A 17109-nucleotide genomic window follows, 5' to 3' on the forward strand; every position below is an offset into this window, starting at 1 on the left:
TTAAGCCAGCAGATCCAAAACCGCTTCTCCGCTGCCATCCGGGGTAGTGTAGAAAGGCCTGCCTTCTATGGTGTAATGCGTTTCCGGCGGTATGCCCAGCATATGATAGATGGTCTGGTGAATCTGGTTGATCACCACCGTTTTTTCCGTAGAGGAGCAGGGGCGCTCATCAGCGGTTTTTCCGTACACCAGGCCTTTTTTGATACCTCCCCCCCACATCAGTATGGAGCAGCCATCAGTAAAATGGCGGTGCATGCCGTAGTACTTCATGTCGTTGATCTGGTCGGGCTGGTCTACCTGATCTTTTACTTTCTCACCCGGGCGGCCTTCCAGAATAGCATCTCTACTGAATTCACTGGCCAGCACTACCAAAGTTCTGTCCAGATGACCACTTTCATCTAAGTCTCTGATGAGCTGCGCAATGGGACGGTCAATCGCTGCTTTCATATTCTTAGCACGGGTATGGCCGTTTTCATGGGTATCCCAACCCAGAAAAGGCTCATATTCAGTAGAGACACTGATGAAGCGTGCGCCCTCCTGTGCCAGCCTTCGGGCCAGCAGACAGCCCTGACCAAACCTGCCGGTATTGTAGGTGTCATACACTTCTTTAGGCTCCTGGCTGAGGTCAAAGGCTTTGGCTTCGGGAGAATTTAACAAGCGGTATGCCTGCTCCATAGAGCGCTTGAGCGACTCTTTCTGGTAGCCGCTGCCATGCTCTTCCAGCGGGCTTCGCTTCACCAGTTCTTCGTATAGTTTGTTTCTACTTTCAAAACGCTGGGGGGTCATGCCCTGCGGAGGGCGAACACTATCCAAACCGGTAGAAGGGTCGGGAATTAGAAAGGGACCGAACTCAGTGCCCAGAAATCCGGCGGAATGAAAAGCTTTCAGCTCTTCTCCTTCCCCTACGGTAAAGCGTTGCCCCATGCTGATGAAAGGGGGAATCACCGGATTGACCGGCCCTAACTCTTTCGCTATCCAGGCTCCGATATGAGGCGGCTGCACCGACTGAGGAGGCTCGTAGCAGGTATGCCAGTGGTACTGATGGCGGGTATGCAGGATGTGCCCTAAATCCGCCGCACGATAAGATCGAATGATGGCACCTTTGTCCATCACACTGCCGATATTCTCCAGACCTTCTGAAAAAAAGAGATCATCCACCGCGGTAGGAATCTTGGGAAAGGTGCTTAGCACTTTCTTGCTATCCATTCCTTTTTCATAGGGCGCATAGGCTTTAGGATCAAAGGTCTCGGTATGCGCCATGCCTCCCGCCATCCAGAGTAAGATCACTGTATCTATGGAAGAGGGCATTTTTTCGGATGGACTACAGGAACTCAGGAAACTGCTGGTGGGCAGGCCTACCGACATGGCGGACAAGGTCGCCGCGCCCATCTTCTTGAGAAAATCTCTGCGTATTTGATCTGTATGATGAGGATGCATAACGTTTTTTTTTAATAGATAAACTGAAATTCAGGTAAAAGCACGGTAGCCCAGAGCAGGTCCTGTACTTCTTTGACTCCCGGCTGCTGGCCTAAGACTTCTGTTATCAGGCTCTTTTCTTCTCCGTTGGGTCGGCGCCCAAATGATTGCAGGTAAAGCTGATTGACCATAGCTTCGCGGTCATTGCCGTATTTATCTAACCATGACACTGCCCCCTCTTCCATCACATGATTGAAAAACTCTCCATTGGTCAGTTCCAAAGCCTGCAATAAGGTAGCCTGATCATCACGAGAGGTAGTTACATTTTCACGGGTAGGGCGTCCCAGTGCTTTCAAAAAGGGATCCAGTTTGACCATAGAAGCCCGGGCAAAGTTTTGCTCTCCTTCTCTGTCATAAGCAAAATTGATAAGGTTACCCCACTGCTCCGCCTTGTAAACTTTGACAGGCTCCCAGGCGATGTCGTCAAAGCCCAGCGCTGTCCACTCACCTTCAGGCTCCTGGCTGCTCACTTTCCAGTCTTTGTTAGAAGCGATAAAATCCTGGCTGCCATCATCATAAGTAAGCCTCATGTTAAACAACAGGCCCGCGGGATTAGGCACTCTTCCTTCATTCTCACCTTCCACAGCAATGACATTGGCACCATTCCGTAATAATTCTTCTACCTTCATTTTTTGCACTTTACGCCAATCCTTGCCTTCCACAGCCTCCTTTCCGTTGATGAAAAGCTTGAAAGAATGGTCAGCGGTAATCAGCACTTCGGCCTGTGCTACAGATTTTGCTGAAGGCAAGTTGAAATCGTAGCGGAAGTATCTTTTGCCGGGCTTGGGCAGAATGTCTCTTTCTACTTCTACCTCTTTATTCCATATCCACTGACTTTCCAGAGGTTCAGCTTCAGGTACATAGGCAGTGGCGTAGTAAACCGGCGCGACCACCTGGCTTACGGCATCGGCAAACTGCTCCGCACTCAGCCTTCTTCTGATGGGGCCTTCAAACACATAGTCATCAGATTTCAGATCTGCTACTTCAGCATAATTGACAGAAGGTAGCTGATAAGCCCTGGAGGTCATAATTCTTTTCATCAGATGCTTCAGGTCATAATTATGATCAATAAAGTCAGAAGCCAGCCAGTCCAGCAGATCTGCGCTCCAGGGGGTGTTGTCCATCTCATCCAGCGGTTCTATGATGCCCCTGCCGATAAGCCTGTCCCAGATGCGGTTCGTAATGGTTCGGTACAGGCGTCCGTTTTCGGGCTTCACCATGACTTCGGATAATTTTTTCAGCTTCTCTTTGATGGTTTCCGCCTCTACCGAACCCAGTTCAGGATAGAGAAACTGTACTTCAGACATTCGGCCGGTAGGTTTGTCACAGCGGTAAATTTCCAAAGTAGAGTCAGAAAACACGTTGGCAAAGCCATAAGACTGTTCAAGCGTCAGGTTACTCACAAAGCTATTGTGGCAGGAAGCACATTTCAGATTGATGCCCATCAAAGACTGAGAAATATTCTGGGCAGCCTGCATTTCGGTACGCTGACTGGCATTCACTACGCCCCGCCATTCTATGCCTTTGATAAAACCTTCCGACTCCTCTGAAGGATTGGTAAGCTCCTTGACCATCACATCATAGGGTTTGTTGTCCTTAAGAGAGTGATACAGCCAATCGGTGATCTGTTTGCGGCCTCCGGTGATAAAACCTGTGCCTGAGTAATCATTTCTCAACAGATCGTTCCAGAAGCTTAGCCAGTGCTGCGTATAGTGCTTATCATCTTCTAAAAGTTCTTCAATCAACTGCTCACGCTTGTTGGAAGATGTATTCTGCTCAAAAGCCTGAATGGCTTCCGGCTCGGGTAACAAGCCAATGACATCCAGGTAGGCACGACGAATAAAGGTCCTGTCACTGACCAGCTCAGGCATATCAGCACCCTGCTCTTCAAAGTAAGCATTTATGAGCTTATTTACCGGATGACTGATTTCATCCATGCCTTCCGGCAAATCAGGCTTGGAAAGTGCCAGTTCGGCTTCGGGGAATATTTTCAGTGATTCATCTGCCCAGTGCGCGCCTTCATCTATCCACAGGCTTATCAGCTTGATTTCTTCTTTGCTCAGCGCCTTTCCCTTACCCGGCATAGACTCCTCATGGTCTCTGGGCAGTTTTAAGCGACGGATGACCTCACTGTTTTCCGCATCTCCTTTGATAAATATCTTGCCGGACTCTCCCCCTTTCATTACGCCTTCTTCATTTTCCAGCACCAACTCTCCTTTTTGTTTGAGTTCGCTATGGCACTGGTAGCAGTTATGGGCAAAAATAGCCCTTACCTCCAGGTTAAGCCTGTCCAGTTGATTTTGAGATAAGTCTGATCGTGCGGAAACAGCCGCGAACTCAGTAAGCAGCTCTTTCGCTTTTCCCTCTTCATAGCCATCATCATTCCAGGGGAGGGTACTGGTCAGGAAGTCTTCGCCGTGGGTAAGGCTGGCACCTAAATGACCGGCCACTGTCAGGGTAAGCACTGTCAGAAAGAGGCTGGAACGGTAGTAGAGCAGATGTTGCCCCCCTTTTTTTTGCATAAACCTCATCATCCAGACGGTAAGCAGGCTCAGTATCGCTGTCATTACACCCAGCAAAAGGTGATTCTGTACCAGCTCACCCTGATAATCATCTACCTGATAAAGTACATAACCCAGGATGGCTGCCAGCACGGCACTAAAAGCGCCCAGATAAACCAACCATTCTATTCCTTCCCTCAGCCCCGGCCTTTTCCCATTCAGACTAAGCAGCTCTAAAAAGAGCGCTACTACCAGTAAGCCAATAGGAAAGTGGACTATCAGCGGATGTAACCTGCCAAAAAAATCAGCAATCCATGTAAATGAGCTTCCTTCCATATATCTCTACTTTTCTTGAATCAGAACACATTTGAGAAAGTAAATATTCAAAGCTTAAATGAAAATATATACTACGGTACATTTCCGGTTTGTGGAGACCGGGCCCCGGCGGCACAAACCTGGGCATACCGCCGTGGGCTTGTGTCCCACAGCCCACTTACCGTAGTATAGTGAAAATGATAAGCTCAGAAATATTTACCTCCAAATTTAGTTTAATCAAATTTTTACAATTATTCACCTTAATAGCCCGGGTTCTGCGTCAGCTTGCTATTGATCAGCCTTTCATCAGCAGGGATCGGGAATAAAGCCTCATAGGGTTCAAAGACAAAATCGGCATCCGAGAAAGGGATTCCTCCCCTGTCGGTAGTCGGATTACTCTTTTCAAGCTCCCCATAGGCATTCATAAAATCTGCCAGTTCCTGAGGAGTGTTAGTCCTTTTCAGATCAAACCAGCGGTGATTTTCAAAAGCCAGTTCAATTCTTCTTTCACGTAAAACCGCTTCACGAAACGCATCTTTACCTAAGCCATCCAGAGGCTCCAGCCCTGCTCTTCTCCGTACCGCGTTCAGGTATTCGTAGGCTTGTGAGGTGGGCCCTGAAACTTCGTTGATGGCCTCAGCCAGCATCAATAATACATCAGCATAGCGGAGTATTGGCCAGTTGTCATCAGTACGTCCACGTATGGAATGCGGATGGTTGTATTTATTGATGTAAGGCACCTCTATCCAATCCCCTTCCAGGCTGGTATAACCTTCTTTCAGAGAGACTTCTTTACGCAAATCTCCTTCTTCATAAGCGTTGATGATGTCTAGCGAAGGGGTATTCCACCCACCACCATTCTGACCGGAAAAATCTATGACCGCTCCTACAGATTCACGGGGTGCAAAAGTGTAGATAAAACTGCTATGCTCACCCAGTTCATTGCCTCCCTGAAACTGAACTTCAAAAATAGACTCCGCATGATTTTTATTGGCGGGGTCAAACACATCCGCATAGTTGTCCAACAGTTCATAATTAAGGTTGGTTACTTCTGTCAGTGTGCTGATGGCCTTGTCATACTCTTGCCTGGTAAGGTATACCTTCCCTAGCAAAGCCAGCGCTGCCCCCTTAGTCACTCTCCCGACTTCTTCGGCAGGATAGCTTTCAGGCAGCATATTGATGGCATCATCCAGGTCATTTTCCACCAGTTCGTAAACGGCGCTTACCGGCTGACGCTCATATTCCCAGGCTTCTGAAGGTGAAGAAAGAGGTTCCGTAATAATGATCACTTCACCAAAATACTGTACCAGGTGAAAATAGTAGTAGGCCCGGAGAAACTTAAGCTGGCCTTCAAACTCACTTCTTGCCGCTTCATCAAAGGTGGCTTCTTCCAGCTTGGCCAGGGTAGTATTGATGTTTACCATGGCGCTGTAAATACTGTTATACAAATTGGCGATGTTTCCGGTGGAAGAATTAATCTGCCAGAATTCAATCGCTTCAAGAGCCGGTCCCTGTCCCCGGTTACCTACATTAAAATGAAGCGTAGTATTGTCAGTGATAAATTCATTGTACTGCCACTGGTCAGAGATAATACCTTGCAACTGTGAATATACGCCATTTAAGGCTTGCTCTACCTGTGTTTCTGTCTTGTAAAAATTATCTGATACCAGCCGGTTCGGATCCGTTTTCTCCAGGTAATCTTCACCGCAAGAGAGCAAAGTCAGTATAAGCAGTAAACTTGGAATAGTAAATTTATATCTATGCATGGGTTTAGAAGTTTATTTTGGCACCTAAAGAATAAGTGGTAGGAACAGGGTAGGTTTCATCATCAAAGCCCGGATTGATGCCTCCTCTCTGGTTTACATCAGGATTGTTGCCCGGATACTGGCTGATCAACAAAAGGTTGTCAGCGCTGAAAAACACCCTGCTGTTGTTGAAGCTGGGAATGGTATAGCCCAAACTCACATTTCTGATCCAGGCGTGGCTTCCGTCGTACACATAGCGGGAGTTGGATTCGCGCTGCCACTTCCAGGTGTTGGTGGTAGGTATCCATCCATTGCCGGGATTTTCCGCTGACCTCCAGCGATTTTTACCTTCTTTCAAAATATTGAATACCCCATCCATGTTGAGGGTAGTCGCCTCTATGTTTCTGAACAGATCATAATCCTGGGCACCGGTTACGAGAATATTGATATCAAACCTTCTGTAATCCGCGCCCAGCGTAAGTCCCCATACAAATTTAGGGTGAGGGTTTCCGATCTCTACCATATCTTCAGTATCGTAAGAAATTACGCCGTCACCATTGGTATCTTCATAAATATAGACACCGGGTATAGCTCCATCCTGGGTAGGAGCATTGTCAATTTCTTCTTCGGTATTAAAGATGCCCAACATCCTGAAGCCATGGAACATGCCGATGGGCCTGCCGGGTACCGACACATTATAGGTGCTATAAAAGCCCCCATTTCTGATCTCATCATTTTCACCCAGAATTTCCAGCACCTTATTGCGGTTAAATGAGATGTTAAAATCCGCACGGAGGTTAAGTTCATTGATTGCTGTTCTGTAACCAAGTGCCATCTCTATCCCTTTATTCTCTACTTTACCAATGTTGGAAAAGGTAGTCTGAAAGCCTGAGATAGAAGGAATCTCTATAGGCAATAGCATGTCATTCGTAATTTTGTTATAGTACTCAGCAGTAAAGAACAACTGATTTTCAAAAAGCGCCAGATCCAATCCTACATTCAACTGATTTGACTGCTCCCATCCCAGGTCAGCATTGGCAAAGGCTGCCAGTACCTGTCCACTGGCAAAGCTGTTGCCCAGTATGTAATTGGCAGGGTTCATGGTAGACAGGCTGGTGTAGTTTCCTATGTTATTGTTTCCGGTCACTCCCCAGCTTGCCCTCAGCTTCAAGTCGTCTATCAGGATGCTATTCTGCAGAAAGGGTTCTTCAGAGATTCTCCAGCCCACGGATACCGCGGGAAAATCACCCCATTTGTTATTGGCACCAAAGCGCGAGCTTCCTTCGCGGCGATAGGTAGCTGACATCAGGTATTTGTCTCTGAATGAATAATTAATCCTTGCAATATATGCCAACAGGCTCCAGCCCTCTTCAAATGAACCGGCATCTACCCGGGCGGCCGCATCCAGAGAACGCACTATATCATCGGGGTACTCATCACCGGAAGCTGAAATATTTCTAGCGGTTTCTTCCTGTGCTGAATACCCCAGCATAGCACTCAGGCTGTGGTCGCCCAGATTTTTGGAATAGCTAAGTACCTGATCAGTAGACACATTGATCAACTCAGAATAGAATTCATTCAGGTAAGCTTCGCGTGGCGGAGGGTTGTTAAAGCCACGGCCTGCCAGAAAGGAGGGCCTGAACTCCTTTTGTCTCAAATTGGTGATTCCTACATTGACCGAAGATCTGAAGCTGAAATCGTTCAGAAAAGAAAATTCCACATAGCCATTGGAGATCACATTGGTCTTATTGCGGTCCCGCTGCATTTCTTTGAGCTCCTGTACGGGATTGGGCGTACCGAAAACACCATCTACTCCTCCAATATAGGCGTTGAAGGTACCATCTTCATTATATACCGGGTACCTTGGATCGGCCCATAATGCTGAGCCGATGATGGCATCCCTACCCGTGGTATTGGCATATGCCTCATCGGTGAAAGAGCCGGCGATATTCCATCCCAGTGAGATATTTTTGTTGATGTCTCCCATCAGGTTTGCCCTCACATTGTAGCGCTCAAAGCCAGTTTCAATTACTGCCCCTTCCTGATTGAGATAACCCACAGAAAGTAAAGATTTCACAGCACCTTTGCCTGCTGCAAGGGTAACATTGTAATTCTGGAAGCTGGCATTCTGGTTGAGTATCTCATCTACCCAATCGGTGGAGTATGCTGTCTCCTCAGGATAACGATAGTTGATAGGCACTTCTTCTATGCTGGGCTCTCTCCCCTCATAGTAGCGTATTTTATCCATAAAAGCCTCCTTCTTCAACTGGGCGAACTCCGGTCCGTTCATCATTTCTGTCCTTCTGGAATCCGGAATGTTCTGGACACCATAGGTGGCATTGAAAGACAAATTCACCTGATCTTCCTGGGCAGACTTGGTCGTAATCAGCACCACACCATTAGAACCTCTGGCACCGTAAATCGCGGTAGAGGCAGCATCTTTCAGCACAGTGATGGTTTCTATATCCGCCGGGTTGAGGTACTGGCCAACGGAATTGCCTACGGCAAAGCCGTCAATCACATAGAGGGGGTCGCTGCCTGCACCCAGAGAGCTAATCCCCCGCACATTTACTTCCAGTTCCTCCCCGGGGGTTCCGGTATTTTGCTTAACCACCACGCCCGGAGCCTGCCCCTGCATCAGACTGGTCATATTGGAGGCTGGCCTCTCGCCTATCTTATCCAGGTCAATGACTGACACCGCATTGGTGATATCCTGTTTCCGCATACTGCCGTAGCCTACCACCACAACTTCGCTCAGGCTCTGTATGTCTTCGGTAAGGGTAATATCAATCACCGACCTGCCATTTACGGGCACTTCCTGAGCAGCATAGCCAATAGAGGAAAATATCAGCGTATCATTGTCATTGGGCACATTGATACTATACTTTCCTTCTATATCGGTTACCGTACCGGTACTACTGCCTTTTACCAGCACGTTGACACCCGGCAGACCATCATTATCCGAAGATGAACTTACTTTTCCTGAAACGATCAGCATGGGTTGTATGATGATCGCCTGCTCCAGTATAGCGTCCTCAGCATCAATTTTTCTGGAGATATGAATATTTCGCCCTATCCTTTTGAACTTGATACTTTCCAGCTTGGATAATTCCATCAGAATTTCACCCAGAGAACCTTGCTTTATTCCCAACAATACACTGCTTGCCAGATTTACTTTTGAGTCATCGTAGGTGAAGGAAAAATCTGTTTTTTCTTCAAGCTCCCTGAGTACGTCTTCCAACTTATAAGTATCTTTTTTAAGTGATACCTGTATGTCATACACACTCTTGTCATCCTGTCCATGGCTATCAGTGGCATGCAGTACATCTATCACAAAGAACTGAAATAGTGCACTGTAGAGCATGAGCCTGGACATCCATAGCAATGTCTTCTTAGATTTTTGTTTCATAGTCTTAGGTTGTTAGTATGAGAATAGGTTTAAGTAGTATTAGTATAAGGTCGTATATCAGTCAGTCTAGCTTGCTTTCTTGTTTTTCATAGGCAGTACTTTGATGATTACATTTTTATTTTCCTGTATCTCATAAGAAAACTCCGAGGCGTAGCTGATTCCATCCAGCACCCTTTCCAGAGACTCGTTATGATACCTCCCGCTGTAGTTTCCCTGGATTACCTGTGTTTTAGGCACTATGATATTGACTCCGTACCAGTCTTCCAGTTTTTTCCACACTTCCTCTGCCGGATCTTCATGAAAAATCAGAATATTTTTAGTCCAGGCGATTAGGTCACTCACATCCTGTTTTTTCGCCATCAGGCTCGCATCCGCTTTGTGATAGTAGCTCACTTCGTTCGGTGAGAGCTGCACTTGCTCTGTTCCACTGCCTTTCACACTTACCTTGCCGCTGACTACTGCTACTGCCACTTCTGACTCATCCTCATAAGCTCTTATATTAAATGAAGTGCCCAGTACCCGGGTTTCTACCCCACCACTTGTGATAATGAAGGGCCTTGCTGCATCTCTGGCAACCTCAAAGAGGGCCTCTCCCTCCAGCTTTATATATCTTGTTTTATGGGCAAATACCTCAGGAAACACCAAAATGCTGTTGGCATTCAGTTTTACCGTACTGCCATCAGGTAGTCTAACGGTCAGCTTTTCGCCTTTCTGGGTACGTTTTACCACCAGGGGCACCGGTTGGGTCTCCTTCACCTGACTCTCCTGAGAGAATTGCCAGACACCCATCCCACCTAATATTGCGATCAGGACACTGGCGGCGATGCGAACGTACCAGCTTGCCTTCTTTGGCTTATCATATTTGCTGAGAACCTGCTTTGTTCGTAGCCTATTCAGCATATTGTCATGCGTATCCTGAGGCAGGCGGTAGCTATGCTGATAACGAAAGCTGGAGATCATCTCTCTGGCGAGCCTCACTTCTTTTAGCTTTTCCGGATTTTCTCTGATCCACGCTTTCCAGTAAGCATCTGTTTTTTTATCGGGACGAAGTACCCACTGAACGAAGTGCTCATCTTTCAAAAAATCCTGTATTTCGTCCCTTTTTTGTCGCATACTTTCTCTTGGTTCTACTTATATATAGGCAGCAGCAGAAGAAATGACCATAGTATTGCTCAACTTTTTTGAAAAAAATTGTCAGAGTACCTTCAAAAAACCCTGATAGCGTATGACTTAGAAATTAGTCTTAGGGTAATGAATATACTATGGTACATTTCCGGTTTGTGGAGACACAAACCAGGGCATAAAAGCTTTACCGGACTACTTATCAGATGGAATGATTGCCCTCTATGAATCAGAAATAAGACTCAGAACAGAGCAGGAAAGTCTATAATTAGTAAGGTGAGTAGGAAGGCCAAGCAGCTAAAGAAGCTGAGCCGCTACCAGGAGCGGCCATAGAGGATAGAGAATGTCTTTGTATTTCTGTAGACGCCGGGTCATTGAATCTACAGCACGGTAGATCAGGGCCCGGGCGGATTTGGTCCGGCTCATGCCGATGGTATCGGCTATTTCTTTATAGCTCATCCCTTCATAAAAGTACAATAAAAGCGCTTCTTTTTGCCGGACAGGCAACTGGTTGCACTCACTGGAAATGATACTTTTCTGGTGATTGGTGAACTCCTGATTGATAAATTTTACACTTGTATCTTCCAGGATGTTAAACCCTTGATAGGTACTTGTTTCGTGTTGATGCTGGTATTTTTTCTCTTTCTTTAGCTCACGTACTAACTTTCGCCGCAGTGCCTTGAACAAATAATGCTTTATAGAGTCCGTGCTTCCCAGTTTATGTCTTTTACTGATGATTTCTGTAAATAACTCCTGTATACAATCGCTTACCAATTCCTTTTGGGCAGTAAATTGACAGCCATAATTATACATTTTATTTACATATTCAGTATAAATGAACACCAGTGCTTCTTCATCGCCCCTTCTGAAATCACGCCATATTTCAGCGTCAGACTTACTTACTTTTTGCGCAGCACGCTCATACTGTACCGGGCTACAGTTTTCCTTTGGCTGATCTTCATACTGCGAAAAATGTAAGCGTTTTTCGTTCATGTTATTAGCGAACTATTTCATTTTTTGAGCAGTGCATTAAAACAGGTGAACTTTACAACAAGTAAACAAGAAAGCTCAACAGAAAAATAGTGCTCATATTACAACTTGATATACTGAAAGTTCGGTTTACGTGTAAGCTCTCCCTCAAATCGTCTAATGAACGGTATACCAGTTGGCGGGCATACTTAGGGTCCCTGAGTTCCATCACTTCACTGATTTCCGCATAGCTCAGATTCTCATAAAACTTCAGCAGTATCGCTTCTCTCTTGCGAGAAGATAAGTACTCCACTGCTTTTCTCATTTTCTTTATGGCGATATAAGAGTCATCGTCTTCCGTAGCAAATTGGCTGGGAAGAAAAGATATTAGATTATCTTCCTGCTCCTTGCCAAGGCCTGAGTTAAACAGCTTGAAATAGTCTTCTTTTTTACTTTTTAAGGCTCTAAATACCTTCCGCCTCATAATTTTGAGAAAGTAGTGCTTGAGAGAATATACTTCTTTTATCTGATCACGCTTCTGCCATATCTCTATAAATATATTCTGTATGCAATCCTTCACCTGCTCTTCATCCTGACATATACGAAAGCCATAATTGAACAATACCGGAAACATTTTTCCATATATCAGATCAAAGGCATTTTCACTACCCTCTCTGAAAGCCGACCATAAGTCTTCATCAGTTGTTTTCTGTATTTGTTCTTTCATCATGAGAACAGGTAATTATTGAAATGGAAAGTATATGGCACTATTCAGGCAACATGCTATCATACATCTTTATATTTTTCAAAAAGCTGGATCTCGCTAAGAAAAGCACAACACATTATCTATTTCACTAAGAATATGGCAATCCATTATGATTATTTGAAAAATAACGCTTTATCAGATATTGATATTAACACAAAATAAAGTCAAATTCCAAACAGCTGTCATCCTGTACTGTGCTGTACAAAGCTCTCTACATCCAAAAGGCAGGGAATACATTATGTTAACCTCAAGGGATGAACAGAAAATTTACCAGTTATGTATTGAGCCGTCAGGGCTGGTAAGAATAGGATGCGGAAATTCTGTATTGGCCGCCACTTCCATGATAAAATCAGCCTTTTCAGGATCAAATTGCACGCCCAGCCCAGCATTAGAGTTCAGGTACAATTTACCATTCCTGAAATTGAGCAGGTCTTCATTAAAATAAGCTGGCTTTTCAGGCTCTCCCCCCACCAGTTCAATCATGCAGCGTGTAGGACTGCTGGAGCCCAGTACATGCACCAAAGCGGCGGTAGAGAGGGGACCGGTAAAATGTGGAATCATGCCCAGGTAATGGGTTTCACAAAGCGCTGCGATTTTCTTAAGCTCAGAGATTCCTCCCGTGTTAGGGAGTGTTACTCTTGTATAATCAATCAGATGATTCTCTATCAGCTCATTGATATCCCAGCGATCACCAAACTGCTCGCCTACCGCTATGGGTACATGCGTCATCTGCCGGATAGTCTGGTACAGCTCAGGGTTTTCTGACCTGACGATATCCTCTATAAAGTAAGGTTCCAGATTTTCCAGGGCTTTACAGATCTTTAAGGCTTCGGTAGTATCAAAGCGGGTGTGCAGGTCAATGGCCCAGTTACCGTTTCCTCCCACGGCTTCATTGATTCTTTGGCAGCGTTCAATAGTCTTGTTGGCATGTTCATAAAAGTCAAACCTCTCATCTCCATTACCACCGGTGGGACCTATGCGGTATGCTCTCAAGCCCGCTTCTATGCAGTCTCTTGCCCTCTCCTCTTCTGTACTGGCATTGGAAGCTCTGAAGCCGGTGGCATAGCATTCTACATACTCCCGGGTTGACCCACCCAGCAGCTCATAGACCGGCACGCCCAGTGCTTTACCTTTGATATCCCATAATGCCATTTCTATGGCTCCCAATGCATGGAGCTTCTCTCTCCCGGGAGGATAAAACATACCCCGGTAGACATACTGCCAGAGATGCTCAATCCGGAACGGATCTCTGCCAATCAGCATTTGCGCGCATTGCTCAATGGTATCTTTCGTGCCTCCCTCTCCTATGCCAATGATACCCCCATCCGTCTCAACCTCTACAATGCCCCGGGCCTGGTTAAAAAGAGGTTTGTTATAACCGGGAGCACTGTAGTACCTGATCTTAGTAATTTTAAGATCTGAAGTTTCATTCGCGATGTGTTCAAAAGTTTTGGCGTGTGTGTGATAAAGAGGCAAAGCCGTAAAGGCAGCCGAACCCAAAAAGGCGGTTTTCAGAAAATTTCTTCTTTGCATAAATTCAGTTGTAGGTTGTTGTCCTGCTTATATAATTCACTTGATGCAATAAGATAATAAAAAGCGATGATAAAGGACTCATGGTAGATTGTTTAACGCTAAGCCTTTATGCTTTTTCATAAAAAAAGTGAGTAGTGATTGATTATCGCTCACTACTCACTTATCATTAAATTATCCGCATGCAATTTAAGCCTGCGCCACCAGTCTCTTCTTTTCCACCTGCTCTACCCTGGGAGGGATCAGCTTATACACCACAGGAGTAACGATACGAGATAGGAGTGTAGAACTGATCAGCCCCCCGATGAGCACAATCGCCAGTGGTGAAATCAGGGGATTGCTGGAGATGGCAATGGGAATCAGTCCGCCAATGGCGGTCAAGGTGGTGAGTACGATGGGTAGAAAGCGCAGCTCACCGGCTTCACGAATGGCCTCTTCCAGGCTTCTACCCTCTTCTCTCAGCTGATTGGTAAAGTCTACCAACAAAATGGAGTTTTTGACTTCAATTCCTGCCAGGGCGATAAGTCCGATAATGGCTACAAAAGAGAGCGAATTGCCGGTCATCCACAGCGCCAGCAGGGCTCCTACCATGCCCAGAGGAATGACAGACAGTACAATCAGCGTACTCTTAAAAGTCTTGAACTCCAGAATCAGTACAGCGATAAACAGGAATACCGTTACGATGATCACTGTACCAAAGCCTCCAAATGAATCCTGTCGTGTCTCATATTCTCCGCCCATCATATAGGTATAAGCTGCCGGGAAAGAAAATTCCTCCATCTGATTCATCACATCCTGCAAAACATCATCAGTGAGAAAATCTTTACCCACAAAGGAGCTGACTGCCACCATCCGGGTCTTGTTGTAGTGATCAATGGTAAGCGGAGAGGCTTCCAGGCTCAGGTCAGCAATCTGGCGGATAGGAATGGCATCACCCCGCATATTGTTGACATACATATGATCAAAAGCAGAGAGCGAAGCCCGCTCACTGCGGCTTTGCATCAGTGGCGTGGTCAGCAGCACCTCTCTGTCTTCTCCCTCATTGTCAGAAAAGCTTCCCACCGGAAGCCCGGCAATGGCTAATCTTACAGTACGGGCTACATCTAGGGTATTTACGCCCAGCATGCGCGCCTTTTCTTTGTTGACATCTACTTTGATATCAGACTTCAGGTGGCTCACCGGATTATCAACATAGAGTGTACCTTCACTCTTTTTCAGCATATTTTCTACACGTCCCGCCAGCATGCGTAAGGTATCCAGATTGTTGCCTAATAATCTCACTTCTAGGGGCGCGGTGACCGGAGGCCCCTGCTCAAAGTTTTTCACTTCAAGACGCGCACCCGGATATTGATTGAATTTATTACGCAATGCTTCCGTGATTTCCAGCTTTCTCTCTATACTAGTGCCTTCTTTCAGTTGCACAAACAGCTGCGCAAAATCTGTTCGCTCATTTTCAGGAATTTCATTGTAGTAAATTCTGGGATTACCTTTGCCCACATTGGTAGCGAAGTAAGTCACATCCGGAATATTGGCCAGCTCCTTCTCAACCTCTTTGGCTACTTCTTCGGTATAGCCTATGTTAGACTGCAAAGGGGCAATTACATTGACCAGAAACTGAGGTTTCTCTGACATAGGAAAGAGACTAAAACCTATCACCGGAAACAGTTGTAAAGAAGCAAAAAAGATGACTGCCGCAATGATTACTGTCACTACAGGTCTTTTCAAGGCTCTGTCCAGCAGAGGAGCATAGCTACCGTGAATGACTTTCTGCAATGACCTCAAAAACAAATTACCTCCGGGATGTGCGGCATTTTCTTTCAGCATACGGCTGGCAAGGAAAGGAATGATGGTAAGCGATACCAGCATGGATGCCAGCACCGATGTGATCACCGCCATAGGCAGGCTGCGGATAAAATCCCCTGAACCTTCGGGAAGAAAGACCAGCGGCATGAAGGCGATGATCAGGGTTACGGTACAACCCACCACCGCCAAACCTATCTCTTTGGTAGCCAGTAGGGTTGCCTGCATCCGGCTATGTCCTTCTCTCAGCCACCTTTCTATGTTTTCCACCACTACGATACTGTCGTCTACCAACAGTCCCAGCGCCACTACCAGCCCGACTATGCTGAGCTGATTCAGGTTATAGCCCAGGGCGTTGAGCAGTAGCAGTCCGATAGCCAGCGAAAGAGGGATGGAAATCATCACAATGAGGGCGGCACGGCCACCCAGCGGCAGCAGGGTAATAGACACCAGCAAAATGGCAATCATAAAATCAATGCCCAGGCTGCCCAGACGATGGTTGACATTATCGGCCTGATCAAAATGCTGTACCATGTCAATGTTGGAAGGTAAATTTTTGGCAAAAGCTTCCAGCACCAGCTTGTATTTTTCCTGCGTCTGGGAGATGTTATAACCTTCCTTTTGCGCTGCGGTGACAAAGATACTCCGATGCCCGTTGAGCCGGGTGATATGCTTATTTACTTCATGGTCCAGGCGTATATCTGCTATGTCTTTCAGTAAAATATTTTTGCCATTCAGCGAGAAGACAATCGTATTGGCAATCTCTTCCACCTTTTCAAAATCTCCACTGGTTTTGACGTTGAAAGATTTGAGTCCGGCTTCCACACTTCCTCCGGGGATATTGGTCATCTCATTCTGCAGACTGCCAATCACGGCATCAAGAGGCACGTTCATGCTCGCCAATTTTTCCAGGCGAAGGTCTATCCGTACTATTTCTTCCGGCAGGCCATGAATGTCCACATCTTTGAGTTCAGCCAATTTTTCCAGTTCTTCCTGCAGGCGTTCCGCCTCAAATTTCAGGTTTCTCAGTGCAGCGTTTTCTGAGATCAGTGCAATCTGCATGATGTTTACCCCTGAAGGCGTTACCTTATCCACCTCTATGCTATAAATATCTTTTGGAAGCTCATCTCTCAGGCCATTGACCTCACGGATCAGCTCCTGGTACTTATCGTCTACATCGCTTTCGTACTTATAGTAAACCTGCATCACGGCTACTCCGTCGCTGATCGTTGTAGTGATCTTTTTGATGTCTTCCAGCTCAGATATTTTCTTTTCCAGCGGGTCCACTACCAACTCTTCCATATCGAGAGGACTGGTGCCGGGATAGATGATGACTACCGGAAACTGTGGCGCGTTGATCTCCGGGTCTTCACTGCGAGGCATGGTCAACAGGGTGGTCACCCCCAGGGCCACCACCATCAGGAAGATCACCAGCGTAAACTGATAGTTTTTTACGGCATATTCAGATATCTTCAT

Annotated in this window: 9 protein-coding genes; all 9 read right to left on the reverse strand. The window is 46.2% G+C overall.

Translation table 11 applies throughout. The features are described 5' to 3' along the window. The 9 genes from OKW21_RS23555 to OKW21_RS23595 all read right to left on the reverse strand — a co-directional run bounded on the left by OKW21_RS23555 (position 1) and on the right by OKW21_RS23595 (position 17109). A complete protein-coding gene (locus OKW21_RS23555; RefSeq protein ID WP_277484210.1) occupies positions 1 to 1437 on the reverse strand; it encodes a DUF1501 domain-containing protein in 1437 nt (478 codons plus the stop codon). Between the two features lie 11 nt (positions 1438 to 1448). Next, the gene (locus OKW21_RS23560) at positions 1449 to 4313 is read right to left on the reverse strand and encodes a DUF1549 domain-containing protein (RefSeq protein ID WP_277484212.1); all 2865 of its coding nucleotides are present in this window, start codon (positions 4311 to 4313) and stop codon (positions 1449 to 1451) included. A gap of 239 nt (positions 4314 to 4552) precedes the next feature. Beyond that, positions 4553 to 6058, reverse strand: coding sequence for a RagB/SusD family nutrient uptake outer membrane protein (locus OKW21_RS23565; protein WP_277484213.1), 1506 nt, complete (start codon positions 6056 to 6058; stop codon positions 4553 to 4555). A 4-nt stretch (positions 6059 to 6062) separates the two neighbouring features. Beyond that, complete coding sequence (locus OKW21_RS23570) at positions 6063 to 9446, reverse strand: SusC/RagA family TonB-linked outer membrane protein (RefSeq protein ID WP_277484216.1); 3384 nt, start codon at positions 9444 to 9446, stop codon at positions 6063 to 6065. Between the two features lie 66 nt (positions 9447 to 9512). Further along, positions 9513 to 10559: a FecR family protein gene (locus tag OKW21_RS23575; protein WP_277484218.1), complete on the reverse strand. Its 1047-nt coding sequence runs from the start codon at positions 10557 to 10559 to the stop codon at positions 9513 to 9515. A gap of 306 nt (positions 10560 to 10865) precedes the next feature. After that, complete coding sequence (locus OKW21_RS23580) at positions 10866 to 11561, reverse strand: RNA polymerase sigma factor (protein WP_277484223.1); 696 nt, start codon at positions 11559 to 11561, stop codon at positions 10866 to 10868. Positions 11562 to 11613: 52 nt separating this feature from the next. Continuing rightward, positions 11614 to 12267, reverse strand: coding sequence for an RNA polymerase sigma factor (locus tag OKW21_RS23585; RefSeq protein WP_277484225.1), 654 nt, complete (start codon positions 12265 to 12267; stop codon positions 11614 to 11616). A 303-nt stretch (positions 12268 to 12570) separates the two neighbouring features. Next, on the reverse strand, positions 12571 to 13836 hold the full coding sequence (locus OKW21_RS23590; RefSeq protein WP_277484230.1) for a mandelate racemase/muconate lactonizing enzyme family protein: 1266 nt from the start codon (positions 13834 to 13836) through the stop codon (positions 12571 to 12573). Between the two features lie 186 nt (positions 13837 to 14022). Beyond that, positions 14023 to 17109 (reverse strand): efflux RND transporter permease subunit, encoded by a 3087-nt coding sequence (locus tag OKW21_RS23595; RefSeq protein WP_277484234.1) that lies wholly within the window; start codon positions 17107 to 17109, stop codon positions 14023 to 14025.

It is taken from the genome of Catalinimonas alkaloidigena (assembly GCF_029504655.1).
In the GTDB taxonomy this organism is placed as follows: Bacteria; Bacteroidota; Bacteroidia; order Cytophagales; family Cyclobacteriaceae; genus Catalinimonas; species Catalinimonas alkaloidigena.